This is a genomic window from Streptomyces sp. NPDC048411 (assembly GCF_040704695.1).
Lineage (GTDB): Bacteria > Actinomycetota > Actinomycetes > Streptomycetales > Streptomycetaceae > Streptomyces.
In genome coordinates, this window is record NZ_JBEZKL010000010.1 from 61,135 (window position 1) to 86,585 (window position 25,451).

Annotated in this window: 25 protein-coding genes and 1 pseudogene; 21 read left to right on the forward strand and 5 right to left on the reverse strand. The window is 70.2% G+C overall.

Features of this window, described 5'->3' with window-relative positions:
- Positions 1–7: 7 nt before the first annotated feature.
- Both AB0915_RS06260 and AB0915_RS06265 read left to right on the forward strand, forming a co-directional pair.
- Positions 8–985: an ABC transporter ATP-binding protein gene (locus tag AB0915_RS06260; RefSeq protein ID WP_366689942.1), complete on the forward strand. Its 978-nt coding sequence runs from the start codon at positions 8–10 to the stop codon at positions 983–985.
- Entirely contained in the window at positions 975–2,150 is a 1,176-nt protein-coding gene (locus AB0915_RS06265) for a dipeptide ABC transporter ATP-binding protein (protein WP_366689943.1), read from the forward strand. Before AB0915_RS06260 ends, AB0915_RS06265 begins: the two co-directional genes overlap by 11 nt.
- 79 nt (positions 2,151–2,229) lie before the next feature.
- Here AB0915_RS06265 and AB0915_RS06270 read toward each other — a convergent pair whose 3' ends face one another.
- Positions 2,230–4,362, reverse strand: coding sequence for an alpha/beta fold hydrolase (locus AB0915_RS06270; protein WP_366689944.1), 2,133 nt, complete (start codon positions 4,360–4,362; stop codon positions 2,230–2,232).
- Between the two features lie 204 nt (positions 4,363–4,566).
- Here AB0915_RS06270 and AB0915_RS06275 point away from each other — a divergent pair, with 204 nt between their 5' ends.
- From AB0915_RS06275 to AB0915_RS06315, 9 genes are all read left to right on the forward strand, one after another.
- A complete protein-coding gene (locus tag AB0915_RS06275; RefSeq protein ID WP_358861943.1) occupies positions 4,567–4,761 on the forward strand; it encodes a hypothetical protein in 195 nt (64 codons plus the stop codon).
- A 121-nt stretch (positions 4,762–4,882) separates the two neighbouring features.
- Positions 4,883–5,821: an N-acetyl-1-D-myo-inositol-2-amino-2-deoxy-alpha-D-glucopyranoside deacetylase gene (gene mshB / locus AB0915_RS06280; protein ID WP_366689945.1), complete on the forward strand. Its 939-nt coding sequence runs from the start codon at positions 4,883–4,885 to the stop codon at positions 5,819–5,821.
- Positions 5,818–6,264: a DUF6113 family protein gene (locus AB0915_RS06285; protein ID WP_366689946.1), complete on the forward strand. Its 447-nt coding sequence runs from the start codon at positions 5,818–5,820 to the stop codon at positions 6,262–6,264. The genes mshB and AB0915_RS06285 overlap by 4 nt, the downstream gene beginning before the upstream one ends.
- Before the next feature lie 175 nt (positions 6,265–6,439).
- Positions 6,440–8,563, forward strand: coding sequence for a hypothetical protein (locus AB0915_RS06290; protein WP_366689947.1), 2,124 nt, complete (start codon positions 6,440–6,442; stop codon positions 8,561–8,563).
- A gap of 139 nt (positions 8,564–8,702) precedes the next feature.
- Positions 8,703–9,641 (forward strand): ABC transporter ATP-binding protein, encoded by a 939-nt coding sequence (locus AB0915_RS06295; protein WP_366689948.1) that lies wholly within the window; start codon positions 8,703–8,705, stop codon positions 9,639–9,641.
- Positions 9,635–10,390: an ABC transporter permease gene (locus AB0915_RS06300; RefSeq protein ID WP_366689949.1), complete on the forward strand. Its 756-nt coding sequence runs from the start codon at positions 9,635–9,637 to the stop codon at positions 10,388–10,390. The genes AB0915_RS06295 and AB0915_RS06300 overlap by 7 nt, the downstream gene beginning before the upstream one ends.
- A complete protein-coding gene (locus AB0915_RS06305; RefSeq protein WP_366689950.1) occupies positions 10,387–11,565 on the forward strand; it encodes a sensor histidine kinase in 1,179 nt (392 codons plus the stop codon). The genes AB0915_RS06300 and AB0915_RS06305 overlap by 4 nt, the downstream gene beginning before the upstream one ends.
- Entirely contained in the window at positions 11,562–12,173 is a 612-nt protein-coding gene (locus AB0915_RS06310) for a response regulator transcription factor (protein ID WP_366689951.1), read from the forward strand. The genes AB0915_RS06305 and AB0915_RS06310 overlap by 4 nt, the downstream gene beginning before the upstream one ends.
- A gap of 94 nt (positions 12,174–12,267) precedes the next feature.
- A complete protein-coding gene (locus AB0915_RS06315; RefSeq protein ID WP_366689952.1) occupies positions 12,268–12,723 on the forward strand; it encodes a GNAT family N-acetyltransferase in 456 nt (151 codons plus the stop codon).
- A 13-nt stretch (positions 12,724–12,736) separates the two neighbouring features.
- Here AB0915_RS06315 and AB0915_RS06320 read toward each other — a convergent pair whose 3' ends face one another.
- Positions 12,737–13,489, reverse strand: coding sequence for a class F sortase (locus AB0915_RS06320; RefSeq protein WP_366689953.1), 753 nt, complete (start codon positions 13,487–13,489; stop codon positions 12,737–12,739).
- A gap of 151 nt (positions 13,490–13,640) precedes the next feature.
- Complete coding sequence (locus tag AB0915_RS06325; protein ID WP_366689954.1) at positions 13,641–14,810, reverse strand: hypothetical protein; 1,170 nt, start codon at positions 14,808–14,810, stop codon at positions 13,641–13,643.
- Positions 14,811–15,180: 370 nt separating this feature from the next.
- Between AB0915_RS06325 and AB0915_RS06330 the strand changes: the two are divergent.
- From AB0915_RS06330 to AB0915_RS06365, 8 genes and pseudogenes are all read left to right on the forward strand, one after another.
- A pseudogene (locus tag AB0915_RS06330) lies at positions 15,181–15,735 on the forward strand (aminotransferase class III-fold pyridoxal phosphate-dependent enzyme); the annotation flags it as partial.
- 20 nt (positions 15,736–15,755) lie between these two features.
- On the forward strand, positions 15,756–16,982 hold the full coding sequence (locus tag AB0915_RS06335; protein WP_366689955.1) for an ATP-grasp domain-containing protein: 1,227 nt from the start codon (positions 15,756–15,758) through the stop codon (positions 16,980–16,982).
- Positions 16,983–17,194: 212 nt separating this feature from the next.
- Positions 17,195–18,490: an MFS transporter gene (locus AB0915_RS06340; RefSeq protein WP_366689956.1), complete on the forward strand. Its 1,296-nt coding sequence runs from the start codon at positions 17,195–17,197 to the stop codon at positions 18,488–18,490.
- Complete coding sequence (locus tag AB0915_RS06345) at positions 18,487–19,743, forward strand: ATP-grasp domain-containing protein (protein ID WP_366689957.1); 1,257 nt, start codon at positions 18,487–18,489, stop codon at positions 19,741–19,743. Before AB0915_RS06340 ends, AB0915_RS06345 begins: the two co-directional genes overlap by 4 nt.
- Positions 19,733–20,083 carry a hypothetical protein gene (locus AB0915_RS06350; protein ID WP_366689958.1) on the forward strand — a complete coding sequence of 117 codons (351 nt, stop codon included), beginning with the start codon at positions 19,733–19,735 and terminating at the stop codon, positions 20,081–20,083. The genes AB0915_RS06345 and AB0915_RS06350 overlap by 11 nt, the downstream gene beginning before the upstream one ends.
- 33 nt (positions 20,084–20,116) lie before the next feature.
- Positions 20,117–21,013, forward strand: a complete 897-nt coding sequence (gene nudC, locus AB0915_RS06355) for an NAD(+) diphosphatase (RefSeq protein ID WP_366689959.1) — start codon at positions 20,117–20,119, stop codon at positions 21,011–21,013.
- 5 nt (positions 21,014–21,018) lie between these two features.
- Positions 21,019–21,459 (forward strand): rhodanese-like domain-containing protein, encoded by a 441-nt coding sequence (locus tag AB0915_RS06360; RefSeq protein WP_366689960.1) that lies wholly within the window; start codon positions 21,019–21,021, stop codon positions 21,457–21,459.
- Between the two features lie 245 nt (positions 21,460–21,704).
- Positions 21,705–21,881, forward strand: a complete 177-nt coding sequence (locus AB0915_RS06365; protein WP_366689986.1) for a hypothetical protein — start codon at positions 21,705–21,707, stop codon at positions 21,879–21,881.
- On the opposite strand, the gene AB0915_RS06370 is transcribed toward AB0915_RS06365, so the two are convergent.
- Both AB0915_RS06370 and AB0915_RS06375 read right to left on the reverse strand, forming a co-directional pair.
- Positions 21,878–22,714: a transglutaminase-like domain-containing protein gene (locus AB0915_RS06370; protein ID WP_366689961.1), complete on the reverse strand. Its 837-nt coding sequence runs from the start codon at positions 22,712–22,714 to the stop codon at positions 21,878–21,880. The genes AB0915_RS06365 and AB0915_RS06370 overlap by 4 nt on opposite strands.
- A 10-nt stretch (positions 22,715–22,724) precedes the next feature.
- Entirely contained in the window at positions 22,725–23,726 is a 1,002-nt protein-coding gene (locus tag AB0915_RS06375) for a GNAT family N-acetyltransferase (RefSeq protein WP_366689962.1), read from the reverse strand.
- 117 nt (positions 23,727–23,843) lie between these two features.
- Here AB0915_RS06375 and fdxA point away from each other — a divergent pair, with 117 nt between their 5' ends.
- Both fdxA and dapC read left to right on the forward strand, forming a co-directional pair.
- Complete coding sequence (fdxA, locus tag AB0915_RS06380; protein WP_037688837.1) at positions 23,844–24,164, forward strand: ferredoxin; 321 nt, start codon at positions 23,844–23,846, stop codon at positions 24,162–24,164.
- 150 nt (positions 24,165–24,314) lie between these two features.
- Positions 24,315–25,412 (forward strand): succinyldiaminopimelate transaminase, encoded by a 1,098-nt coding sequence (dapC, locus tag AB0915_RS06385; RefSeq protein WP_366689963.1) that lies wholly within the window; start codon positions 24,315–24,317, stop codon positions 25,410–25,412.
- Positions 25,413–25,451 lie beyond the last annotated feature (39 nt).

The following is a 25,451-nucleotide window of genomic DNA, read 5'->3' on the forward strand; positions in this document are numbered from 1 at the left end:
CGCTGCGATGTTGCTCGAAGTGCGCGATCTGCACGTGGAGTTCCACACCCGGGACGGGGTGGCCAAGGCTGTCAACGGGGTCAACTACTCGGTGGCCGAAGGCGAGACGCTCGCCGTGCTTGGCGAGTCCGGCTCCGGCAAGTCGGTCACCGCGCAGGCGATCATGGGGATCCTCGACATGCCGCCGGGGAAGATCAGCGGTGGCGAGATCGTCTTCAAGGGCCGCGATCTGCTGAAACTGAAGGCGGAGGAGCGCCGGAAGGTCCGCGGTCAGCAGATGGCCATGATCTTCCAGGACGCCCTGTCCTCCCTCAACCCGGTGCTCAGCGTGGGGGAACAGCTCGGCGAGATGTTCGTGGTGCACCGCGGGGCGTCCCGCAAGGACGCCAGGCTGAAGGCCATCGAGCTGATGGACCGGGTCCGCATCCCCGCCGCGAAGGAACGGGCCGGGAACTACCCGCACCAGTTCTCCGGCGGTATGCGCCAGCGCATCATGATCGCCATGGCGCTGGCGCTGGAACCGTCGCTGATCATCGCGGACGAACCCACCACCGCCCTCGATGTGACCGTCCAGGCCCAGGTGATGGACCTCCTCGCCGAGCTCCAGCGCGAGCTCAAGATGGGCCTCATCCTGATCACCCACGACCTGGGCGTGGTCGCCGATGTCGCCGACTACATCGCCGTGATGTACGCGGGCCGGATCGTCGAGTCGGCCCCTGTCCACGAGATCTACAAGGCGCCCGCCCACCCGTACACCAAGGGCCTGCTCCAGTCGATTCCGCGGCTGGACCAGAAGGGCCAGGAGCTGTACGCCATCAAGGGGCTGCCGCCCAACCTGCTGCGCATCCCGCCCGGCTGCGCCTTCAACCCGCGCTGCCCGATGGCCCAGGAGATCTGCCGAGGCGAGGTGCCGCCGCTGTTCGAGGTGGCCGAACACCGCGAGAGCGCCTGCTACTTCTGGAGGGAGACGCTCGATGCGCGCTGAACAGGGAGGCATTCGCACGGGCGGCGAACCCATTCTGGAGGTCATCGACCTCGTCAAGCACTATCCTCTGACCCAGGGCGTCCTGTTCAAGAAGCAGGTCGGCGCGGTCAAGGCGGTCGACGGTGTCTCGTTCGAGCTGGCCGCGGGCGAGACCCTCGGCATCGTGGGGGAGTCCGGCTGCGGCAAGTCGACCGTCGCCAAGATGCTCGTCCATCTGGAACAGCCGACGTCCGGCGCGATCAAGTACAAGGGCGAGGACATCACCAAGCTGTCCGGGCGTGCGCTGAAGGCCGTGCGGCGCAACATCCAGATGGTGTTCCAGGACCCGTACACCTCGCTCAACCCGCGGATGACGGTCGGCGACATCATCGGGGAGCCGTACGAGATCCACCCCGAGGTCGCGCCCAAGGGCGCGCGGCGGCGCAAGGTGCAGGACCTGCTCGATGTCGTCGGCCTCAACCCGGAGTACATCAACCGCTATCCGCACCAGTTCTCCGGCGGCCAGCGCCAGCGCATCGGCATCGCCCGCGGGCTGGCCCTGAACCCCGAGATCATCGTCGCCGACGAACCGGTCTCGGCCCTCGACGTCTCCGTACAGGCCCAGGTCATCAACCTGCTCGACCGGCTGCAGGCGGAGTTCAACCTGAGTTACGTCTTCATCGCGCACGACCTCTCGATCGTCCGGCACATCTCCGACCGGGTGGGTGTGATGTATCTGGGCAGGCTCGCAGAGATCGGTACGGACGAGCAGATCTACGATCACCCCACGCACCCGTACACCCAGGCTCTGCTGTCCGCGGTGCCGGTGCCTGACCCGATGGCGCGCGAGTACCGCGAGCGGATCATCCTGCACGGCGACGTGCCGTCCCCGGCCAACCCACCGTCCGGCTGCCGTTTCCGTACCCGCTGCTGGAAGGCGCAGAAGCGGTGCGCAGTGGAGGTGCCGCTGCTCGCGGTCCCGGCCGCCTTCCGCCTGACGGACACTGCGGCAGCACACGATTCGGCGTGCCATTTCGCGGAGGAGAAGCAGCTGGTGCCGCCGGAGGAGCCGGGCGGGTCCGGTGAGCCGGCTGTACCCGACGACGGCATGGGCAAGGGCGACGGGCCGGCGCCCTCGTCCGGAGGCGCGCCCCCGCCGCCCTCCCAGCCCCCACCGGGCTGGTAGGCCCGCCCGGCCGTCGGAAGGCGTCGAGAGTCTCCCCCGGGCCTTTGAGCGCGGGGGAGACCGAGGACGGAGCGCCCGCCTACCTGTCCAGCCCCAGTGCCCGCTTCAGGAAGTCCACCTGCAACAGCAGCAGATTCTCCGCAACCTGCTCCTGCGGAGTCATGTGCGTGACCCCGCTCAGCGGCAGCACCTCATGCGGCCGCCCGGCCGAGAGCAGCGCCGACGACAGCCGCAGCGAGTGCGCGACCACCACGTTGTCGTCCGCCAGCCCGTGGATGATCATCATCGGCCGGACCTGGTCCGCGGCCTCGGACAGCCCGTCGTCGGTGAGGAGCGAGTTGTACGCGTACACCTCGGGCTGCTCGGCCGGATCGCCGAGATAGCGCTCGGTGTAGTGCGTGTCGTACAGCCGCAGGTCGGTCACCGGCGCACCCACCACTGCCGCATGGAAGACGTCCGGCCGCCGGAGCGCGGCCATGGCCGCCAGGTATCCGCCGTACGACCAGCCGCGGATCGCCACCCTGGAGAGATCCAGCGGGAACCTTCCGGCGAGCGCGTGCAGCGCGTCCACCTGGTCGTCGAGGCTGAGGGCGAAATTGTTCTTGACCGCCTTCTCCCAGCCGGGTGAGCGCCCCGGTGCGCCCCGGCCGTCCGCGACGACGACCGCGAAGCCCTGATCGGCGAACCACTGCGACGTCAGGTGCGGATTATGGGCGGCGAGGACCCGCCGCCCGTGCGGTCCACCGTACGGATCCATCAGGACCGGAAGCGGACCGTCCGACTCCTGATAGCCGGTGGGGAGCAGCACGGCGCACGGAATCCGCCGTGCGCCCCCCTCGGCGAACTGCACCCGGGCCGTCAGAACCGGCTCCTCCGCGTGGTTCGCGACCGTCGCGACCCGCTTGCCGCTCCGGAGCACCCGCACCTCCGTGCCGGGCCGCTCCGGCGACGCCGAGACCAGCACGGTCACCTCGCCCGCCCGGACCGCGGAGTGCACCCCCGCCCCCTCGGAGAGCCGCTCCACGCCCAGCTCATTGACCCGGTAGACATGGCTCTGCCCGATCTCCGGCTCCGCCGCGTCCTCGCCCGCCGAAGCCGACACCAGGACGTCCGACTCACCGATGTCCAGGACCGCCTGGATCTGCAACTGCGCCCCGGTCAGCGGCCGGTCGCCGACCGCGAGGACTCGCGCCCCGCCCTCGTCCACGATCCGCACGAGCCGCCCGTCCGGCGCCCACGCGGGCACCCCGGGGAACAGGTCCAGCCACACCGGGTCCTCGTCGACGTGAACCGTGCGCGTCGCACCGCTCTCCGTGTCCACCGCCAGGAAGAGCTGACTGCGCTGGTCACGGGCCTGCACCAGGATCAGCGGGGCGCCGTCCGACGACCAGTGCACCTGCGCCAGATACGGATACCGGGCCCGGTCCCACACCACCTCGGTACGGGCCCCGTCCAGGTCCGTCACCAGAAGCCGTACCTCCGCGTTGGGCGTCCCCGCCGCCGGGTACGCGACCTCGGCGGGCTTGCGGTCGGGGTGTGCCGGGTCGGCGATCCACCACCGCTTCACCGCACTGTCGTCGACCCTTGCCACCAGCAGCCGGTCCGACTCCGGCGACCACCAGAAGCCGCGCGAGCGCTGCATCTCCTCGGCCGCGATGAACTCCGCGAGACCGTACGAGATGTGTGCGTCCTCCGGCTCCGCGAGCGCCCGGTCCCCGTCACCCTCCGCCCCGACGACGCGCAATGCGCCCTTCGACACGTACGCGACATGGCGCCCGTCGGGCGACGGACGCGGGTCCAGCACCGGGCCCGGCACCGGCAGCGCGCGCGCCGTCCCGGCCCTCAACTCGGCGACGTACACCTTTCCGGAGAGCGCGAACGCCGCCAACTCGGCTGCGGAGTCGACCGCATAGCCGACGATCCCCGCAGACCCCTCGCGGCTTCGCTCGCGCCGCGCCCGCTCCTGCGGGGACAGCTTCTCCGCCGAACCGCCCAGCAGCGCCTCGGGGTCGGCGACGAGCCGCTCCTTCGGCGTGGAACCGTCCGCCAGGTCCAGCACCCACAGCCGGTTGGTGCGGTCCGTGCCGGAGGCCGACCGCAGGAAGATCACCCGCTCCCCGTCCGGTGAGACGGTGAACGCCCGCGGAGCACCGAGGGTGAACCGCTGTGTTCTGGCGTGCTGACGGGGAAACGAGAGCTTCTGCGAAGTCATACCCCCGAACCCTAGGGCCTGATCGGAGCGGGAACCACGGAACCGGATACAGCGCCCGACCGTCCGGTCGTGCGCCCCTCGTGCTGCTGTGCCCCGATCAATGCGATGGCACGGATAGTTATGATCCATAGCGCTCGGTGGGTATGAACCTGCTGGCTCCATGTGTGCTGCCCGTCCCGACCGTACTGATGGAGGTGAACCGCCGTGGCACTCTCGATTTCGGCGGTGGTGCTGCTGGCGATCGTCGTCTTCCTGCTGATCCGGAAAGCCGGACTGAAGGGCGGACATGCGGTGGTCTGCATGCTGCTCGGTTTCTATCTCGCGAGTTCGTCCATGGCGCCCACCATCTCGGAGCTGACCACGAATGTGGCCGGCATGATCGGCGACATCAGGTTCTGATCCGGGGCCCCTTCGGAATCATGATCATGCCGGGCGCGCGGGGCCCGGCAGACATGGCCACGACGGGCTCCGGCCCCTCCGTGGTCGGCCCGCAGGGCAGTCGGCTCGTAGGGTGGGTCCCATGACGGACCTTCCCGCCCGTCGTCTGCTCCTGGTGCATGCGCACCCCGACGACGAGTCGATCAACAATGCTGCCACCATGGCCCTGTACGCGGCCCGGGGTGCCCGGGTCACTCTGGTGACCTGCACGCGCGGCGAGGAGGGCGAGGTCATCCCGGCCGAACTCGCCCATCTCGTGGCCGGCCGGGACGACACCCTGGGCGACCACCGCACCGGTGAACTCGCTGCCGCGATGAAGGAGCTCGGGGTCACCGACCACCGTTTCCTCGGCGGACCCGGACGGTTCCGCGACTCCGGAATGATGGGTGCCGAGCAGAATCACCGCCCCGGCGCCTTCTGGAACACGGACGTGGACGAGGCTGCCGGGTACCTCGTGGAGGTGATCCGCTCGGTACGCCCGCAGGTCCTCGTCACGTACGACCCCGACGGCGGGTACGGGCACCCCGACCACATCCAGGCGCACCGCGTCGCGATGCGCGCCGCGGACCTGGCAGCCGACCCCGCGTACCGCGGCGGACTCGGCGCCCCGCACGCCATCGACAAGATCTACTGGAACCGGGTGCCGCGCTCCGTCGCCGAACAGGCCTTCGCGCGGCTGCGCTCGACGGCTCCCGAGGCCTTCCCGGGGATCGCCGCGATCGACGACGTACCGGGTGTGGTGAACGACATGCGGATCACCACGGAGATCGACGGTACCGCCCACGCGGGGGCCAAGACGGCTGCGATGCGGGCACACCGCACCCAGATCGCCGTGGACGGCCCGTTCTTCGCCCTCTCGAACGATCTGGGTCAGCCCGTGTTCACCACCGAGTACTACGAGTTGGTACGCGGACCGTCCGGAGCGCCCGCGGGCGCACGGGAATACGATCTCTTCGCAGGCGTACCGGGCGCATCGGGTGCGGAGGACGTGCCAGGGGCTGAGTCGGGAGCACGGTCATGAGCAGCGGCAAGCAGCGCCGGCCCCGCACCGGCACCCCGCCGCGGGAGCACGCGCCCACCGGTCTCGCCGCACCCCTGAACCCAGGCCGCATCGGGGCCTATCTGGGCCTCGCGGTCCTCGGTGCGCTCGTCGGGCTCGCGGGAGCGTTGGTCCAAGCCGCCTGGTTCCCGGGCGGTTTGCTGCTCGCACTGGTGGCCTGCGCCGGACTGTTCTACGGGGGCCGACTGCTCATCGGGACCCAGATCGGCGCCCTCGCGCCCGCCGCGGGCTGGCTGATTTCGGTCATCGTTCTGCTCGGCGGACGGCCGGAGGGCGACTACGTCTTCGGAGACGAACTGGGGCTCACCCTCTTCATGCTGGGAGGGATGGCCGTCGCTGTGATGTGTGCCACCATGTCGCGGTCGCCCCAACAGGGCGCCGACAACGGCCGACCTGGCAAGTAATGTGCCACGTCCGATCCCGTAATGCCCCCTGTCCATCCGGGAGGCGCACCGTCGTTTCCCCCGGTCGCGGGGTGTCTGTCGGTGGCGGCCAGTATGGTGGTTCGCGCGCCGAGCCGTCCCCTGGCCTGCGGCATGGGGGAAGTACGGGCGGCGGAGCCAATCGGGAGAACCTGCTTTGAGTCGTGAAACTGACAGTTCGTCCACCGGCGCCAAGGGGCGCGGGGGAGCCGCGTATCCCTCGGGTACGCCGCCGTACGGATCACGCCAGTATCCGTCGCTGCACCCTTCGCAGGACGCCCCGGAGGAGACCCCGGAGCCTGCGGATCAGCCTCAGTCCGAAGAGCCGAGGACCGAAACGACGCTGACGACGCGTATCCGGATCAACATCCCCGGCTCGCGGCCCATCCCGCCGGTCGTGATGCGTACGCCGATGAACGACGCCGACACGGACGCCACGCATGAGCGCACGGGCAGCACGCCGCGCCCAGGAGCACCCGCGTCCGGCGGTGCGCCCGGTGCGTCGGGCGGGCCGGGTGCGTCGGGCGGACCGGCCACCGACGTGAGAGATGGCTCCGCGAGCGCGGAGCCGAGCGCCGAGAAGCCGGCCAGGGAGAAGAGCGGCAGCGACTGGTTCGCCCCGCGCAAGGCACCGACGAACACGTCGGTGGTCGACGCTGCGGCCGGCCCGGCCGGCAGTGCCGCCGCTGCCGGATCCGCCGGTGCGGGCGGGGGGGCCGGGTCCGGTGCTCCCACCCCGCCGCGCGCCGATCTGCCGAACTTCTCGGACGGCCCGCAGCGCACCGGCGACCAGGGCGCACCCCGCCCCGGCGACGACTCCGCGGTCCCGGGCGGGCCGCGCGCCACGCCGAATCCCGGCGTGCGTACGCCGGGCCCGTCCGGCCCGACGACCGGCCCGGTCACCGGCACCTCGTCCCTGACTCCCCGCCTCGGCGGACCGGACGGCCCCGGCCCCGGTTCCGGCCCGGCAGGTCCGGGTGCAGGCCAGGCGCGTCCCGGCGGACCGTCCGCTCCCGGCGCCCCCGGTGGCGTACCCCCGCGGATGTCCGACGACACGGCCGTCCTCACACCGCAGTTCGCACGGCCCGGCCCCGGCGGCCATGTCTCGGGGGATACGCTCAACAGCGGTATCCCTGTCGTCCCGCCGGAGCACCGCTCGGCGTCCGCCCCGTCCCCGTTCTCGAACGCGGGCGGCCCGGGGGGTCCCGGTCCGCGCGCCGACCTGTCGCCCCGGATCCCGAACGACCCGATGGGCCGCGGCCCGGCGGGACCGGGCGGCTCCGCCGCCCGGACGCCCTCCCCCGCCCGTCCTGCCCCGGCCCCCGCGAAGAAGAAGGGCCGCTCGAAGCCGGTCCTGCTCGGCGCGGGCGTCGTTGTCCTGGCCGGTGTCGCCTACGGCGCGGGGCTGTTGATGAACCACTCCGAGGTTCCCAAGGGCACCACCGTCCTCGGCGTCGACATCGGCGGCGGCACGAAGGAGCAGGCCGTCGCCAAGCTGGACACGGCTCTCGGCGAGCGCGCCAAGACCCCTCTCCAGCTCTCCGTCGACGGCAAGAACGAGAAGCTCGCCCCGGAGAAGGCCGGTCTCACGCTGGACAGCGTGGAGACCGTGCGCGGCGCCGCGGGCAGCGACTACAACCCGGTCTCGGTGATCGGCTCCCTCTTCGGCGCCGAGCGCAAGGCCGACCCGGTGATCCCGGTCGACGAGGAGAAGCTCGGGGTCGCGCTGACGGACCTGGCGGGAGTGTCCGGCTCCGCCAACGACGGCACGATCAAGTTCGAGCCGGGCAGGGCCGTCGCGGTCCCCGGCAAGGTGGGCAAGACGCTGGACGTCAACAGGTCGATGATCTCGGTGCGGGACGCGTACCGCGCCCAGGTGCAGACGGGCAAGCCGGCCACGGTCCAACTGCCCGTCACCACCCGCCAGCCCACCATCGCCCAGGCCGAACTGGACCGGGCGATGAAGGACTTCGCGAAACCCGCGATGTCCGGCCTGATCACGATCAAGGCGGGGTCCAAGCAGATCCAGTTCGGACCGGCAAAGTCGCTGCCGCAGATCCTCTCCATGAAGGCGGTCAACGGCCGGCTGGTCGAGGTCTACGACAAGACCGCGATCGACACCCTCTGTGACGGCGTCTTCGACGGCATCATGATCACCAAGGGTGACGGCAAGAAGCACCAGCTCAGTGCGGACGACGTGGCACACGCCATGCAGACCGCGCTGCTCGGCAAAACCCCCGCCGAGCGCACCGCCACCATCGCCCTCGACGGCAACGGATAGCACCACCGAAGCGCGGATCCGCATGACGCCGTCCCCCGTCCCGGGGGGCGGCGTCATGCGTGGGGCATGACATCTGTCATCCCCGATTCACGACCCGTGACCCTGCCGGACGGACACCCCGCTCCGCCAGGCTGTGCGCATGACAACGACAGCCACCGAAGCCACCACCGCGCACGCCGCAGTGGTCAGCTTCGACCAGGTCAGCAAGACGTACGGAGACGTACGCGCCGTCGACGGGCTCACCCTCGACCTGCACCCCGGCGAGACCGTGGCGCTCCTGGGGCCCAACGGCGCCGGCAAGTCCTCCACTCTCGACCTGCTCCTCGGCCTGCGCACCGCGGACTCCGGCACGGTCCGGCTCTTCGGCGCGTCCCCGCAGGAGGCGATCGCCAAGGGCCGGGTCGGCGCGATGCTGCAGACCGGCGGCCTGATGGAGGACGTCACCGTCGAGGAGCTCGTCCGGCTCGTCTGCGATCTGCACCCGCGGTCGTACCCGGTCGGCGATGTGCTGGCCCGCGCGGGCATCGCGTCGATCGCCGACCGGATGGTCAACAAGCTCTCCGGCGGCCAGGAGCAGCGCGTACGGTTCGCGCTCGCCACCGCCGGGGCCAGTGACCTGATCGTCCTCGACGAGCCGACCACCGGCATGGACGTCACCGCCCGCCAGGCGTTCTGGGCCACCATGCGGGAACAGGCCGAGCAGGGCCGTACCGTCCTGTTCGCCACCCACTACCTCGAGGAGGCCGACGCGATCGCCGACCGCGTGCTCGTCCTCCACAAGGGCCGGCTCCTCACCGACGGCACCGCCGCCGAGATCAAGGCGAAGGCCGGAGCCCGCCGGGTCTCGTTCGAACTGGAGGGCGCGGTCGATGAATCGGCCCTGCGCGGCCTGCCGTTCCTGTCCGCGCTCGACGTCAGCGGCAACCGGGTCCGTATCCAGTCGCACAACGCCGACGCGACCGTCCACGCGGTCTACGCACTCGGCCTCTACCCGCGCGAACTCGAAGTCGCAGGACTCGGCCTGGAGCAGGCCTTCGTCGCCATCACCGAGGCCGAGGAGGCCAGGACCGCATGCTGAATTTCTTCTCGTGGGCGCTCATCAAACTCGAAGTGACCCGCACCCTGCGGAACAAGAAGTTCATGTTCTTCTCGATCATCTATCCGTCGTTCATCTACCTGCTGATCTCCGGCACCCGGAACACCACCGACAAGGTCCCGCACACCGATCTGACCATGCAGGCGTTCTTCATGGTCTCGATGGCCTCCTTCGGCGCGCTGACCGCCGTCCTCATGGGTAACAGCGAGCGCATCGCCAAGGAGCGCGAGAAGGGCTGGGTCCGCCAGCTGCGCCTCACTCCGCTGCCCAGCCGCGGCTACGTCCTGGCGAAGATCGCCAGTGCCGCGATGGTCACCCTGCCGTGCATCGTGGTCGTGTTCCTGGTCGCCGCCGTCGTCAAGCACGTACGGATGGAGACCTGGCAGTGGTTCGCGCTGATCGGGGTCATCTGGGCCGGATCGCTGGTCTTCGCCGCGCTCGGGGTCGCCATCGGTTACCTCGCCAGCGGGGACGCGGTCCGCCCGATCACCATGATCATCTATTTCGGTCTGTCGATCCTCGGCGGCCTGTGGATGCCGAGCGCGACCTTCCCGCAGTGGCTCCAGAACATTTCCGAGTGGCTGCCCACACACGCGTACGCTGCACTTGGGCAGGCAGTCGAGATGGGCGGCTCGCCGCATGCCAAGGACGTCGCCATCCTCTGCGCCTACTTCCTTCTCTTCGCGGGCGGCGCGGCCTGGCTCTACCGGAAGGACACCCTGAAGGCGTGAACGGCGACGAGACGTTCGTGGGGATCGGGCGCCCGCCGACCAACCGCCGTCAGGTGGGCGTCAAGCTGCTCTGGATCGGCGTCTGGCTCGCGTTCATGAGCGCCCCGGTCAAGGACCTCATCGACGGCAACCACACCCCGTGGGCCGCCGCGCTGGGCGCCCTCAGCCTGCTGGTCTTCGTCGGGACGTACCTGGTCCTGGTCTTCCGCCACACCTCGAAGGCGCTGGACCGCCGCCGGGTCGGGGCGACGGTCGCCTTCCTCGGCGCCCTGGCAGCCGTTCTCTCCCTGACGCTGGGCATCCCGTGGCTGGTCCTCTTCGTGTACGTCTCCGTCACCGTCGGGGCCACGCTGCCCCTGCGGACCGCCGGCTGGCTGATCCCCGTCGTCACCGCCGTACTCGTCGGCATCGGCCTGACCAGCGACCATCCGCGCGATGTCATCACCGCCCTGGTCTTCCCCGCTCTGCTCGGCGGGTTCGCCATGACCGGCGTACGGCAGATGATCCGCACGACGATCGAGCTGCGCGAGGCCCGCGCCACCGTCGCCCAGCTCGCCGCCAACGAGGAGCGGCTGCGGCTCGCCCGCGATCTTCACGACCTGCTCGGCCACTCCCTCTCCCTGATCACGCTCAAGAGCGAGCTGGCGGGGCGGATGCTTCCCGACCGCCCCGACCAGGCGGCGCTCCAGGTCGCCGACATCGAACAGGTCAGCCGCCAGGCGCTGGTGGACGTCCGCAGTGCGGTCACCGGCTACCGGCGTCCCACCCTCCCCGGCGAACTGGCCGGGGCCCGTACCGCACTCGCCGCCGCGGGCATCATCGCCGACATCCCGGCGGACGCCCCCGCCGAGCTCCCCGAGAAGCCGGAGGAGGTCCTCGCCTGGGCGCTGCGGGAAGCCGTCACCAATGTCGTACGCCACAGCGGCGCCCGCCGCTGCGCGGTCACGCTCACCCCCCGGCAGACGCTCGACGGCCGGGTCCTCGAACTCACGGTGGAGGACGACGGCCGGGGCGACTCCGGAACGAAGCCGGGCAACGGCCTCACCGGCATCAGCGAACGACTCGCCACTGTCGACGGCACGCTGACCACCCGGGCCACCAGCTCCGTTTCCGGCAAAGGCTTCACCCTCACCCTGAGTGTTCCGCTCGGATCCGCTCTAGGATCCGGTGAATGAGCATGATCAGACTCCTCCTTGCCGAGGACCAGTCCATGGTGCGCGAGGCCCTCGCGGCGCTGCTCGGCCTGGAACCCGACATCGAGGTGGTGGCTCAGGTCGCCCGCGGTGACGAGGTCCTCGCGGCGGCCCGCGAGAATGACGTCGATGTCGCCCTCCTCGACATCGAGATGCCGGGCATGACCGGCATCGAAGCGGCGGGCGTGCTGCGCCGGGAGCTCCCGGCCGTGAAGGTCGTCGTCGTCACGACGTTCGGCCGCCCCGGCTACCTGCGCCGGGCGATGGAGTCGGGCGCGGACGCGTTCCTGGTGAAGGACGCCCCGGCGTCCCAACTCGCGATAGCGGTACGGAAGGTGCTCGCCGGCGAACGCGTCATCGATCCGACCCTGGCGGCCGCCGCTCTTGCCGACGGCGCGAGCCCACTGACCGAGCGCGAACGCGACGTGCTGCGCACGGCGGCCGACGGTTCCACCAACGCGGAGATCGCCACAGCCCTCCATCTCTCGCAGGGCACGGTCCGCAACTACCTGTCCACGGCGATCCAGAAGACGGCGGCACGCAACCGGGCGGAAGCGGTGCGCGTCGCGAGCGAGAAGGGCTGGCTGTAGCGTCCGCCCCGGGCGTGCGGCAGCCTTCGGCGCCTTGCTGATCTGGAGAAATTCCGTTTTCGCAGGATCGGTGGAGCTGGCACACTCCTGCTTCATGACGACTGGACGGAGCGCGGGCGTGAACCTGCGCGTCGGTACGGAGGACACGGAGCTCTCCGCCCGGCTGAGCGAAGAGCTGACCGCCTTCAACAACCATGCGACGGGCGCCCACGACGACCGGGGCCTCTCGGTGCGGGTCACCGACGACGTGGGTGACCTGGTGGCGGGGCTGGTCGGCTGGACCTGGGGCGGGTGCGCCGGGATCTCCGAGGTGTGGGTGCGGGCCGACCGGCGTCACGAGGGGTGGGGCGCCCGACTGGTGCGCGCCGCCGAGGAGGAGGCTCTGGCGCGCGGCTGTACCTCCGTGATCGTCTCGTCGATGTCCTTCCAGGCGCCCGGCTTCTACCGCCGACAGGGCTACCTGGAGACCGGCAGCGGCGGTGGGCTCCCGGGCGGCCACACCCGCCATCACTTCTTCAAGGAGTTGGAACGGACGGAGAACGCCGGCTGAGAGGCCGCGCGTTTCAGGCGCGCGTCTCCTTGTCGAGATGGGCGAACACCACCACGTTGTCCTTGTAGTCCTTGGCCTTCCTGTCGTAATTGCCGCCGCACGTGATCAGGCGGAGCTGGGCGGACGGGGTGTCGGCGTACACCCGCTTGTCGGGGAAGTTCGCCTTGCTGAAGGTCTCCACCGAGTCGACCTTGAACGAGGCGACGCTGCCGTCCGCCCGCGTGATGTCGACCGTGGCGCCCGGTTTCAGGAACCGAAGCTGCAGGAACACCGCCGGGCCGGTCGTCGTATCGACGTGACCTGCGACGATGGACGCGCCGGGCTCACCCGGCGTCGCGCCGTCCTTGAACCAGCCCACCAGGTTCTTGTCGTTGGGGGGCGGGGCGTTGAGCTGTCCGGTCGGGCCGATCGACAGGCGGGTGAAGGGGGCGTCGACGGCGATCGTCGGGATCCGGAGCCGCTTCGGCTCGGAGTGGGGCATGGACAGCCCCTGGCGGGAAGCGGAGGCCGAGGGGGTGACGGGGGCCGAGGGGGTGACGGGGGCCGAGGGGGCGGCTGCCGGGGCTCCGGGAACGCCGGGCCCGGGGACGGCGGGTGCGAGCACCGCGGGGGTGGTCAACGGCTTGTTGTCGTCCGAGACGCCGAGGGAGTTGTAGATCAGGAGCAGGCCCAGCCCTGTCGCTGCTGCGGGCCAGAGCAGGGCGCGGCCGATGGCGGGGGAGCCGGGCCGGGAGGGGGTGGAATCGGGCGACTGCGAGGCGGCCATGGGAGCGTGCCTTTCTTCTGTCCTTCTTCTGTGTGGCATCAGTCAGTTGGTGCTCGGTCAGCCGGCGGAACCGGGGAAACGCAGCCGCCGCGACCGCCGCCCCGGGGGACGGCGACCGCGACAGCTGCGCGAGATCAGCGGTTCAGTTCGTTCAGGCCACCGCGCCGCCCGTGGCCTGACGGCGGCGCATCTTGTATGCGCCGACGCCGAGCCCACCGATGAGCAATGCCGAACCGGCAGCCAGACCGCCACCGGTCACCGCGGTCCCGCCGCCTCCGGTGTGGACGCCGCCGCGGGGCTTGTCGCCTTGGCCGTAGCCGCCCTTTTCGCCCTTGCTGCCGCCGTAGCCGCCCTCGTCGCCGCCCTGGCCGCCTTCGTCGCCGCCCTGGCCGCCTTCGTTGCCGCCGCCGTCGCCGGAGTCGTTGCCGGGCTGCCACTCCTTGGCCACCGTCATGGCCATGGCGCCGCCACCGGTGTGGACGCCACCGCTGGGCTTGCTGCCGTAGCCGCCCTTTTCGCCCTTGCTGCCGTGGCCCCAGCCGCCCTTTTCGCCCTTGTCGCCCTTCTCGCCCCAGCCGCCCTTCTCGCCGTGGTGGCCCTTTTCGCCCTTGTCGCCCTTCTCGCCCCAGCCGCCCTTCTCGCCGTGGTGGCCCTTCTCGCCCTTGTCGCCCTTGTCGCCGTGGTCGCCCTCGTCGCCCTCGTCGCCCTTGTCGCCCTTGTCGCCCTCGTCGCCGTGGTCGCCCTTGTCGCCGTCGGTCCAGTCGCCGTCGCCCCAGGAGCTCTCGTCGCCGCCCTCGTCGCTGCCGTCGCCGGAGTCGTTGCCGGGCTGCCACTCCTTGGCCACCGTCATGGCCATGGCGCCGCCACCGGTGCGGACGCCACCGCTGGGCTTGTCGCCCTTGCCGCCCCAGCTGCCCTTCTCGCCGTGGTCGCCCTTCTCGCCCCAGCTGCCCTTCTCGCCGTGGTCGCCCTTCTCGCCCCAGCTGCCCTTCTCGCCGTGGTGGCCCTTCTTGCCGTGGTCGTCTTCGCGGTCGCCGTGCTCGTCGCCGTGGTCGTCTTCGCGGTCGCCGTGCTCGTCACCGCGGTCGTCTTCGCGGTCGCCCTTCTCGCCGTGGTGGCCCTTCTTGCCGTGCTCGTCGTCGCGGTCGCCGTGGTGGCCCTTCTTGCCGTGCTCGTCGCCGCGGTCGCCGTGGTCGTCGCTGCTGGAGGAGGAACCGCCGTCCCAGCCATCGGTCAGGGTGATGGCATGGGCAGCAGGAGTGGTGATGGCGAGGACCGCGGTGATCGCGGCCGAAGCGAACAGTGTGCGGGCAGAGCGCATCTGAACACATTCCTTTCGACGCGACTGCGATGAGTGACGGGCTGTCGACTCAAGGTGACGCAGTTGCGACGTGATCCACCGTTAACCGGAATGCGACTCGGCGCCATCGGGAAAATGTGCATTGGAGCTACGCCGTGAGCCCTTTGGGTGGCGAAATACCGATAATCACCCATCGGACTGCATATCGTGGCGTAACCAGGTTTGGCGCCGCAGGCCCACCCGTTTGCTGACACTTCCTCATGGTGACGCGCCGTGCGATCGGGCCGGCGAGACCCTCGCGGTCGGCTCGAACCACCTTGCAACGACGGCTGGTTGACGATGTCCTGTACGCAGGTGATCGCCCGGGGGTGCCCTCCGCGTCGAACGGGCCGGTATCCGGCCGGACCTGATCACGATCTCCAAGTCGATCAGCGGATACGGCCTGCCCATGGCCCTGCTGCTGGTGAAGCCCGAGTACGACGTGTGGAAGCCGGGCCAGCACAACGGCACCTTCCGCGGCAACCAGCTCGCGTTCGTCGCCGCCGCCGAGACTCTCCGCACGTACTGGTCCGACGGCGCCGGCCCGGCGTTCGGCGCCGAGGTGCGCCGCAAGGGCGAACTGGTCGCCGCGTACCTGGAACGGAACGTGACCGCGCGGTTCGCCACGACGGTCCGCGGGCTCGGACTGATCTGGGGCATCGACGTGAGCGCCGCCGGGATCTCCGGCGCGAAGGTGTCGCGCCGGTGCTTCGAGCGCGGGCTGATCGTGGAGACCTGCGGTCGGGACAGCGAAGTGATCAAGATCCTGCCGCCACTGATCCTGCAGGACAGCAGCCTGACGACCGGGCTGGACATCATCGTCGAGGCCCTCTACGACGAGGCCCGGGGCGACCGGAAGGCCACAGCGGGCGAGCCGCTCGCCCCGACGACACACGCCACACCGTGACGACCGGAGGAATTACCACAGTGAACACGATCCTGATCATCGGCGGGCGTCTGCAGGCCATCGAGAAGGCGAAGGCGCTCGGCCTGCGGGTCGTCCTGCTCCAGCACAAGGAACGGCTGCTGCCCGGGCAGGCGGAGGCGGCCGACGTGCTGCTCCTGGTCGACTACCTCGACTGGGAGGTGACCTGGCCGATCGTCCGCGCCGCCCACGAGGTGTACGGCTTCACGGCCGTCATGACCCTGGTGGAGCAGGCGACCGAGCTGGCCGGCCGGCTCAATGACCGGCTGGGGCTCATCGGCACCTCGTACGAGGTGGCGCACCGCTTCCACGACAAGCTCCGGATGCGCGAGTGGCTGCACCACAGCGGCTTCGAGTCGGTGGGGTGCGCGGAGGTCAAGAGCGCCGAGGACATCAGGGAGTTCGGGACCCGCCACGGCTACCCGGTGATCGTCAAGCCCCTCGACGGCACCGCGAGCCGCGGCATCGCCCGGATCGAGGGCCCGGACGAGGCCGACGCCGCCTGGGCGGAGCTGACCGGGCTGCGCGACCGCGGCGATCTGCCAATGGCCACGTTCTACCCGGTCACCTCGTTCATCGCCGAGGAGTTCATCGACGGCGTCGAGTACAGCGTGGAGTCCTTCTCCTTCGCAGGCCGCCACATCGTCGTCTCCGTCACCGGCAAGTTCCACGACGGCGTCGTCGAGATGGGCCACGCCCTGCCGGCCATCCTCGGCGAGGACGAGGAACGGACCGTCGTGGATCACGTGGTCGGCTTCCTGACGGCCATGGGGCTGAAGGACGGCGTGGGCCACACCGAGATCAAGCTGTCCTCCAAGGGCCCGCGGATCATCGAGGGCCACGACCGGGTGGCCGGCGACCGACTGCTCGATTTCATGGCGGTCACCCACGGCGTCGACCTGGAACAGTACGCCTCCGGCTGGCCCTTCCGGCTCGTGACCGAGCTGGCCGAGCGGCCGGCGCCGGTGCTCGGCGCGGTGACGAAGTGGGTGAACGGCGAGCCCGGAGTCGTCGAGGCCATCAAGGGCGTGGACGAGGTCCGCGGCCTGCCGGGGGTGCTCGGGGTCGACGTGTACCTGAACGTCGGCGACGTGATCACCCCGATGACCGACAACTACGGGCGCCATGTCCAGGTCCTCGTCACCGCCGAGGACACGGCGGCGGCCGTCGAACGGTGCGACGGGCTCCTCGACAGGATCCGGGTGGTCACACGGCCCCTGCAGGGCTGAGAGCCTGTCGGGTGACCTTCGATCGGAAAGCGGACGCGGTCTGGTGCGTGCGATTCCAAGGCGCCGGGATGGCCTTGCAGCGGAGCTACTAGGGCATTTCGGCAACGCGGGAAGCGTGCGTGCCAGGGCGTGGCCGCCCGATCAGAGGTCACCCGACAGGCTCTGAGCCGCACCCGTAGGTGTACGAAACCGAAGCGAGAGCGAGCCAGGACATGGCAACCACCGTCGAACCCGAGTCGATCGGCACGAAACTCGGCATCCCACGGCTGAAGGGACACGGCAAGTTCGTCTCCGCGAGTCTGATCGACAGCCTCGGCACCGGACTGATCCTGGCGTTCACGGTGGTGTTCTTCGCCCGGACGACGTCGGTGTCGCTGGCGGCGATCGGCGCCGCGATGACCGTCGCACGGCTCCTCGCGCTGCCGACGTCGATGGTCGTGGGCCCGCTGATCGACCGGTTCACCGCCCGGCGTACGGCCGCCTGGGGCAACCTGGTGTCCGTCGTGGGGTATCTCGGCTTCCTCCTGACGCACTCCGTCTGGCAGATCGTGGCCGTGGTGTTCCTGGTGCAGGTGGGACACACCACGTACTGGACGTCCAGCAGCGGCCTGGTGGTCCTGGCCTCGCCCGAGGACCGGCGCACCACCTGGTTCGGCTTCATGGCCGCGCTGCGCAACACGGCGATGGGCATCGGTGGAGCGCTGGCCGCCTTCGCGTTCACGCTGGGGGAGGAGACCGCGCTCCGCGCCATCGTCGTCGGCAACGCGGCCAGCTACGTCCTCGCCGCCACCTTGCTCTACGCATGGCGGCCCACCCCCCAGGACGTACCGCGCGAGCCCCCGGGCGACACCCCCGACGAGCGGAGCGAGCCGCAGGCGGAGAAGTCCGGCGCGGGCTACGGGATGGTCCTGCGCGACCTTCCCTACGCCCTCCTCATCGGCGTCAACGCCAGCATGGTGTTCGGCCAGATGCTCATCAAGGTGCTGCTGGCGATCTACATCGTCGACGCGCTGGACCTGCCGGCCTGGACCGCCGGCACCCTGATCGTGGTCAACGCGATCCAGGTCTCCCTCACCCAGACTCTGGTCGCCAAGAGGTCCGAGGGTTCGCGGATGACCCGTGTCGTCATGCTGGCCGCGGTCCTCAACGCGACGGCGTTCGTCCTGTTCGCCGTGTTGTACGTGACGCCGGACGCGGTGGCCTACGTCGGACTGTTCGTCGCGATGGTCGTCTTCACCCTCGGTGAGGTTATCGCCTTCCCCGCCCTCGACACCCTGAGCGTGTCGATGGCCCCCAGCACGATCCGCGGCCGCTACCTGGCCACCTACCAGCTGTCCTGGACCGTCGGCGAGGCCGCCGCGCCAGGCCTGCTCACCTTTCTGCTCGCCCGGGGCGAGGTCCTGCCGATGCTCTTCCTCGCCGGACTGAGCCTGCTGGCGATCCCGCTGCTCATCGCCCTGGAAGGGCGAGCGAAGAACAAGATGACGAGGACAGGAGAGAGCGCGTGAAGACGGTCGTCGTGATATCGACCCGGGGCTTCGGGGTGTTCCGCCACGATCTGCTGGTGGAGCCGGAGCAAGTGCGGTTCGTGGGCATCTTCTCCGAACAGGACAGCGCCAATGTCTCGGATGCCGAACGGGAGTACTTCCACGAGATCCATGTCGTACCGTGCGGGCTCGACGACCCCTCGTACACCGAGTCGTCGATCGCCGACCCGGCGTCCGTCCGGGCGCTCGTACGACAGCTGGCCGAGGAGTCGGGGCCCGGTGAACTCACGCTGCACTGCTTCGACGAGCGCAACCTGCTGCTGACCGGCGAGCTGCGCGAGGAGCTCGGTCTGCCGGGCCCGACCTACGACGAACTGCTGCCGTACCGGGACAAGTGCCTGATGAAGGAGCGGCTGGCCGGCACGGGCCTGCGCGTACCGAAGTTCGGCCGCTTCGACGCCGAGGCCCGCCACGCCGACCCGGCCGGCTATCTGGAGCGGATCACGGCGGACGTCGGCATGCCCTTCGTGCTCAAGCCCGTCGACGCCGCCTCCGCCGACGGCGTCCACAAGGTTTTCTCCCCGGAGGAGTTCTTCGCCCTGCCCGAGGACCTTGGACGCAGCTACGAGTACGAGGAGCACATCGACGGCACCATGTACAGCGTCAACCTCGTCACCCAGGACGGCGAGACCGTCTTCGGCGGGGTGACCGAGTACCTGGTCAACTCCACTGAGGTGCAGAAGGGCCGGGTCAACGCCGACATCAACCTGATCGACTCGGACCCCAGGGTGCCGCGCATGGTCGCCTTCGCCGAGACTGTCCTGGACGCGCTCGGCCGGCTCGACGGCGGAAGCCATCTGGAGCTGTTCCACACCCAGGACGACGAGCTGGTCTTCCTGGAGGTCGGTGCGCGCTTCAAGGGCCTGGCCGGGCTCGCCGCCATGCAGGAGAACTACGCGGTCGCGCTGCTCAACCTGGCCTTCGAGATCGAGGCGGGCGTGCGGAGCCACCCGTGGGACCAGGGGCAGAGGTACTGCTTCGACGCCGTCATCCCCAAGCGCCCCGGCGTCGTCGCCCGGCTCCTGGACCCCGATGTGGAGAGCGACTTCACCATGAAGTGGAAGGTGGAGATCGGCGAGGAGATCATGCAGGGCGCCTCGCTCATCGACAACGGCGGCACCTTCCTCGTACGCAACAAGGACTACGACACCCTCTACCGCGACTTCGAACGGCTGGCCCGGTACACACCGATCCGCTACGAGGATGAGGTCTGATGCCGTGCGCCGCAGACAGCGCGAGGCAGACACCGCCGACCTGCCGTCGCTGCGTAAGGCCGTCGCCCGGATCGTCGAGGCGAAGAGGTTCGACGGCTGGCTGGCCGAGATGCCGGACCACGTCCTGATCCAGGTCGCGGCACCTCTCGAAATGCTGGGTTTCCAGCACTATCTGACGCCACCTCAAGACGACTTGCTGGTGAGGGCGGCACGGGTGGTGTGGGACTCTGTGGCCGGTCTCCTGGACGACTGCCCGGCCGATCTGGCCGCCGAATTCGTTTCCCTCGGCGCCGCGGTCACCCCTCGTGAGGCCGGCAGTGCGCCGCCAGGGATGAGCTGAGCCGAACGCGACATGACAGACAGGAGTTCCTCCGTGCACTACACCGGACTTGAACTGGACCGGGCCGGCGACCGACGCTCCGACGCCGCATGGGTCGCCGCACAGGCCGGCCGTCCCGGCACCCAGGTGATCCCGCTCTGGCGCGACCAGTGCCTCACGCACGACAGGGTGCCGGTGGTACGGAGGGCGGGTGAGGCGGCCGCGCTGTTCGACGAGGCTGCCGAACCGGTGTTCCTCGGCCTCGACGGGGACGAGGCCGTCTTCGCGGCCGACCTTTCCGCCCTGGAGCAGCCCCGGGCGCTCGAACTGGCCGGGGGCGACGCCGTACAGGACGTACGGCAGCTGGTCGCCGGCATCAGTCCCGCCGAGGCGGGACTGCTCGCCTACGCCCGCGGCCTGCTGCACTGGCACCGCAACCAGCGGTTCTGTGGCGCCTGCGGCGGGCCCTCCGAAGTCCGGGACGGCGGGCACCTGCGGGTCTGCCGCTCCTGCGGGAAGCTCCTCTTCCCGCGCATCGAGCCCGCCGTGATCATGTTGATCGAGCTGGCGGGGGCGCCGAAGCGCTGCCTGCTGGCCCGGCACGCCCAGTCAGGACCGCAGTCCTTCAGCACCCTCGCCGGGTTCGTCGAGATCGGCGAGAGCCTGGAGGACGCCGTACGGCGCGAGGCCTTCGAGGAGGCCGGCGTCCAGGTGAAGTCCGTCGCCTACCAGGGCTCGCAGGCCTGGCCCTTCCCGGCGGGCCTCATGGCCGCGTTCCGCGCCGAGGCGTCGTCGGACGCCATCGCCGTCGACGGCGACGAGGTGGTGGACGCCCGCTGGTTCACCGCGGCCGAACTGCGCGCCCACATCGACGCCGGGCATGTCTACCGCCCGGATTCCATCGGAAAGTTCCTCATCGAGGGCTGGATCGCGGAGAACACAGATGGGTGAGATGCATGGGTGAGACACCCGCACCACCACGACGGCCACAGCCCGGGTCCCGGGTGCTGGCCGTCCCCGCCGCCGAGCCGGACCCGGCGCTCGAGTACTTCCTCAGGGCCCGGCTGTCGTGCGAGACCGACCCCTACGACGTCCACCACGACCTCTCCGACGGCGTGGCCGGCTTCCTCGTCATTGACGCCCGCCAGGCTTCCGCGTACCGGGAGGAATGCCTTCCCGGTGCGCTCGGCATCCCCCACACGGAGATGACCGCCGAGTCCCTGGGCGGACTCGATCCCGAACCGCTCTATGTGACCTACGGCTGGGGTCCCGCCTGCAACGCCGGCACGAAAGCCGCCGTGAAACTCGCGGCCGCCGGATTCCGGGTCAAGGAAATGATCGGCGGCCTCGAGTACTGGAAACGCCAGGGCTATCCCACGACGAGAAGAGGGAAGTAGCGTGCCCGAAGAGATCAAGCTGGTCATCGACGAGGTCGACGAGATACGGCGCCGCGGCCGGAGTGCACGGACCCCATCGTCACGGCGGTCCGCGCCGCCACGGCTGCGGTGGCCCTCCCGCTCGCCTGCTCGGGCTGAGCGCGGGGGCCGCAGGCGTTCGGAGCCGTGGCCGGGCCCCCGACAGGGTGATCCGCATGCGTGATTTCGGGGCGGGTTCCGGTTACCTGATGCGCGGCCAGAAGTAGGTGGGTGGGCACGGGCGGTGGTCCGGCTTCGGACTGCTGCCAGGGCTCGTGACGCTCGCGCTGTACGCGGGGGTGCCCATCGGCCTCGGCTACGGCGCCGACGACCTGACGGCCTGGGCCACCCCGTTCGCCGGCCCCCGCTCCTTCCCCCCACTCTCCTACTGCCGGTCGGTCTAATTCAGCAAGGCCCGCGCCGCCCGCGCCCGCCCCCGAACCATCTCCGCCGCCGTCGGCTCCACCGCTTCCACCAGCTCCGCGTACTCCTCCATCTCCTCCGCCCCGCGAAGGAACTCCCCGCTCTGTACGAGCAACTGCGCCCGCTCGTAGCGCAGCCGTGCCGGATGCGAGGGCAGCAGCAGCGACAGGTCCACCGCCCACAGCGCCACTCGCGTGCACTCCGGGCGGACCGCCGCCCATGCCCTGATGTTGTTGAGGATCCGCAGCACGATCTCCAGCGGCCGGGCCGGCACCAGCATCGACGGCTCGAGTGGTGCCCCGGTCGCCCCCGTCACGAGGAGTTGCGCGTCCTGGCCGGTCATCGGCCTGCCGCCGGCGAACGGGTCGGCCAGCACCTGTTCCGCCGGGTCGCCGAATCCGACGACGAAATGACCCGGCAGCGCCACCCCGTACACCGGAGCGCCCGCCCGCCGCGCCACCTCGATCCACACCACCGAGAGCAGGATCGGCAGCCCGCGCCGGCGCCGCAGCACCTCGTGCAGAAGCGAGGACTGCAGCCGCTGGTAGTCCGTCGACGAGCCCTCGAACCCGCACCGTTCGCCGAGCAGTTCGGCCAGCGCCGAGGCCCAGGCGCGCCCGCCCTGTACCCCGTACGGAAGCAGTCCCGCCAGCCGGTCCAGTTCGATCTGCGCAGCGTCGATCCCGTCCGCGTCCAGCGCCGGGTCGGCCTCCGCGGCCAGCAGCAGGCAGAGCAGCGCGAGGTCGGGGCGTTCGGTGCGGGCCTCCTCGGCGAACTGCCGGCGTGGGTTCAGCCCTGGGTTCATGGGGGACATGCTCCTGCCCCTACGCGGACCGGAAGTGGTGGTACAGGTGATGGGTCACGAAACCCATGCGGTCGTACAGCGCATGTGCCCCCTCATTGTCTGCCTCCACCTGCAGCCACGCCGCCGACGCACCCTCGTCCAGCGCCTGCCGGGCCAGTGCGGTCATGACGGCGGAGGCCAGGCCCCGCCGCCGGTACGCGGCGTCGACCTCGACGGCCATGAAGCCCGCCCAGCGCCCGTCCACGACGCACCGTCCGATCGCGGCAGGCGCCTCGCCCGCCGCGTCACCCGGCACGGTCGCGAACCACACCGAGGGCCCGCTGCCCAGCACCTTCCGCACATGCGGGCCCGGAGTGTCGAAGCGCTGGTACCGGGAGAGCCACGCCTCGTCGATCTCCCGGCTCAGCCGCACCCGTGCGACGTCCGCGTCCAGATCGCCGATCGGTGCCAGGGCCGCGATCCGCACCTGCGCCGTGACCTCGCGCCGCCACCCGTGCTCCTCCAGTTCAGCGCACAGATTCTCCTGTGTGCCCTCCGCGCCCGTCGCGGTCTGGATGTACGCGGGCAGCCCGCGGTCCTCGTACCAGCGCTCCACCCGCGCGAGCGCCTCGTCGAGCGGCACCCCCGGATCGCCGAGCGGCAGCACGGAGTTGGCGCGCCGGGTGAACCCCTCCGCCGCGCGCAGCTGCCAGTTGCCGAGGGGTTCGCTCTCCACCGGCTGCCAGGCGCGGGCACAGACGTGGGCGAGTTCGGCGAACGTGGCCGACGGACCCCGGCGCCGGGCCGGCGCGGAGGGGACGACCTTGCCCGCCACCAGCGAGGATTCCTCGATGTGGACGGATTCGCCGCTCTTCGGTGTGATTGACAGCACATGATTGTTCCAGGATGTGAGAACCCCGACGGTGTCGGTGAACTTCCAGCCCGCCGCGCCGCCCTCCGAACGACGTCGGACTGATACCCGTTTGCCCACGTCAGCCGGGGTGATCCGGACCTCAGCCTGTCCGCCGATGGTGAATTCCACAGCTCTCTCCGCCCCTCCTGTTCGGTTCGTGCCCAGGAACGGAGATACTAGGTGCGGGCATCGACGACGCCGCGCTCCCGCGCGAGAGCCAACGCCCTACCGAGGAGGAACGACAGCGTGACCTACGTCATCGCGCAGCCTTGTGTCGACGTAAAGGACAAGGCCTGCATTGAAGAGTGCCCCGTCGACTGCATCTACGAGGGCCAGCGGTCCTTGTACATCCACCCGGACGAATGCGTCGACTGTGGAGCCTGTGAGCCGGTCTGCCCGGTCGAGGCGATCTTCTACGAGGACGACACCCCGGAGGAGTGGAAGGACTACTACAAGGCGAACGTCGAGTTCTTCGACGACCTCGGTTCGCCGGGTGGTGCCTCCAAGCTGGGTCTGATCGAGCGCGACCACCCGTTCATCGCAGCGTTGCCGCCGCAGAACCAGTAACCAGCGGCCAGCACGTGCGCTGCCCCGGTCCCGTACGGCTCGTCACCGTGCGGGACCGAGGTGTTTTCCGGTCCGGGCCGTAGGCAGACCCGGCGCCGCACGAACCACCCGAACCATCCTCGTCACCCTCGTACGAGAAAGCAGAGAGCCGTGTCCGCAGCAGTCTCCTCCCGCCTCCCGGTCTTCCCCTGGGACAAGCTCGCGCCCTACAAGTCGACCGCTGCGGCCCACCCGGACGGCATCGTCGATCTTTCCGTCGGCACGCCCGTCGACCCGGTGCCGGAGCTGATCCAGCAGGCGCTCGTCGCCGCCGCGGACAGCTCCGGCTATCCGACGGTGTGGGGGACGACCGAACTCCGCGACGCCCTCACCGGCTGGGTGGAGCGGAGGCTCGGCGCGGTCTCGGTGGCGCACGAGAACGTGCTGCCGGTCGTCGGCTCCAAGGAACTCGTCGCCTGGCTGCCGACCCAGCTCGGCCTCGGCGCGGGCGACAGGGTGGCGTACCCGCGGCTCGCCTACCCGACGTACGAGGTGGGTGCCCGGCTCTGCGGCGCCGAGCCCGTCGTCTACGACGATCCCACCGAGCTCGACCCGGCAGGACTCGAGCTGCTCTGGCTGAACTCGCCGTCCAACCCCACCGGCCGGGTCCTGTCCAAGGACGAGCTGATCCGGATCGTGGCCTGGGGGCGCGAGCACGACGTGCTGGTCTTCAGTGACGAGTGCTACCTGGAGCTCGGCTGGGAGGCCGAACCGGTCTCCGTGCTCCACCCCGATGTCTGCGGCGGCACGTACGAGGGCATCGTCGCCGTCCACTCGCTCTCCAAGCGTTCCAACCTCGCCGGATACCGTGCGGCGTTCATCGCGGGCGACGCGGCCGTCCTCGGCGAACTGCTGCTGATCCGCAAGCACGGCGGGATGATGACGCCCGCCCCGGTCCAGGCCGCCACCGTCGCGGCGCTCGGAGACGACACGCACGTGGCGGAGCAGCGGACCCGGTACGCGGACCGGCGTACCGCGCTGCGGGCGGCGCTGGAGGCCCACGGCTTCCGGATCGAGCACAGCGAGGCGAGCCTCTACCTGTGGGCGACCCGCGACGAACCCTGCTGGGACACCGTGGCGTACCTTGCGGAGCTCGGCATCCTGGTGGCGCCGGGCGACTTCTACGGACCGGCGGGCGACCACTTCGTACGGGTGGCGTTCACGGCGACGGACGAACGTGTGGCAGCCGCGGTCAAGCGGCTGTCCTGACCCCGTACCGGACAGGCGCGAGGGCCTCGGGAGCACGCA

Excerpts from the sequence above, each read along its gene's own strand:
- AB0915_RS06360 (WP_366689960.1), top strand. The coding sequence starts at position 21,019 with ATGGGTGAGACACCCGCACCACCACGACGGCCACAGCCCGGGTCCCGG.
- AB0915_RS06295 (WP_366689948.1), top strand. The coding sequence starts at position 8,703 with ATGACAACGACAGCCACCGAAGCCACCACCGCGCACGCCGCAGTGGTC.
- AB0915_RS06265 (WP_366689943.1), top strand. The coding sequence starts at position 975 with ATGCGCGCTGAACAGGGAGGCATTCGCACGGGCGGCGAACCCATTCTG.
- AB0915_RS06300 (WP_366689949.1), top strand. The coding sequence starts at position 9,635 with ATGCTGAATTTCTTCTCGTGGGCGCTCATCAAACTCGAAGTGACCCGC.
- AB0915_RS06270 (WP_366689944.1), bottom strand. The coding sequence starts at position 4,362 with ATGACTTCGCAGAAGCTCTCGTTTCCCCGTCAGCACGCCAGAACACAG.
- AB0915_RS06285 (WP_366689946.1), top strand. The coding sequence starts at position 5,818 with ATGAGCAGCGGCAAGCAGCGCCGGCCCCGCACCGGCACCCCGCCGCGG.
- AB0915_RS06350 (WP_366689958.1), top strand. The coding sequence starts at position 19,733 with ATGAGGTCTGATGCCGTGCGCCGCAGACAGCGCGAGGCAGACACCGCC.
- AB0915_RS06260 (WP_366689942.1), top strand. The coding sequence starts at position 8 with ATGTTGCTCGAAGTGCGCGATCTGCACGTGGAGTTCCACACCCGGGAC.
- AB0915_RS06310 (WP_366689951.1), top strand. The coding sequence starts at position 11,562 with ATGAGCATGATCAGACTCCTCCTTGCCGAGGACCAGTCCATGGTGCGC.
- mshB (WP_366689945.1), top strand. The coding sequence starts at position 4,883 with ATGACGGACCTTCCCGCCCGTCGTCTGCTCCTGGTGCATGCGCACCCC.
- AB0915_RS06340 (WP_366689956.1), top strand. The coding sequence starts at position 17,195 with ATGGCAACCACCGTCGAACCCGAGTCGATCGGCACGAAACTCGGCATC.
- AB0915_RS06370 (WP_366689961.1), bottom strand. The coding sequence starts at position 22,714 with ATGTCCCCCATGAACCCAGGGCTGAACCCACGCCGGCAGTTCGCCGAG.
- AB0915_RS06315 (WP_366689952.1), top strand. The coding sequence starts at position 12,268 with ATGACGACTGGACGGAGCGCGGGCGTGAACCTGCGCGTCGGTACGGAG.
- AB0915_RS06320 (WP_366689953.1), bottom strand. The coding sequence starts at position 13,489 with ATGGCCGCCTCGCAGTCGCCCGATTCCACCCCCTCCCGGCCCGGCTCC.
- AB0915_RS06325 (WP_366689954.1), bottom strand. The coding sequence starts at position 14,810 with ATGCGCTCTGCCCGCACACTGTTCGCTTCGGCCGCGATCACCGCGGTC.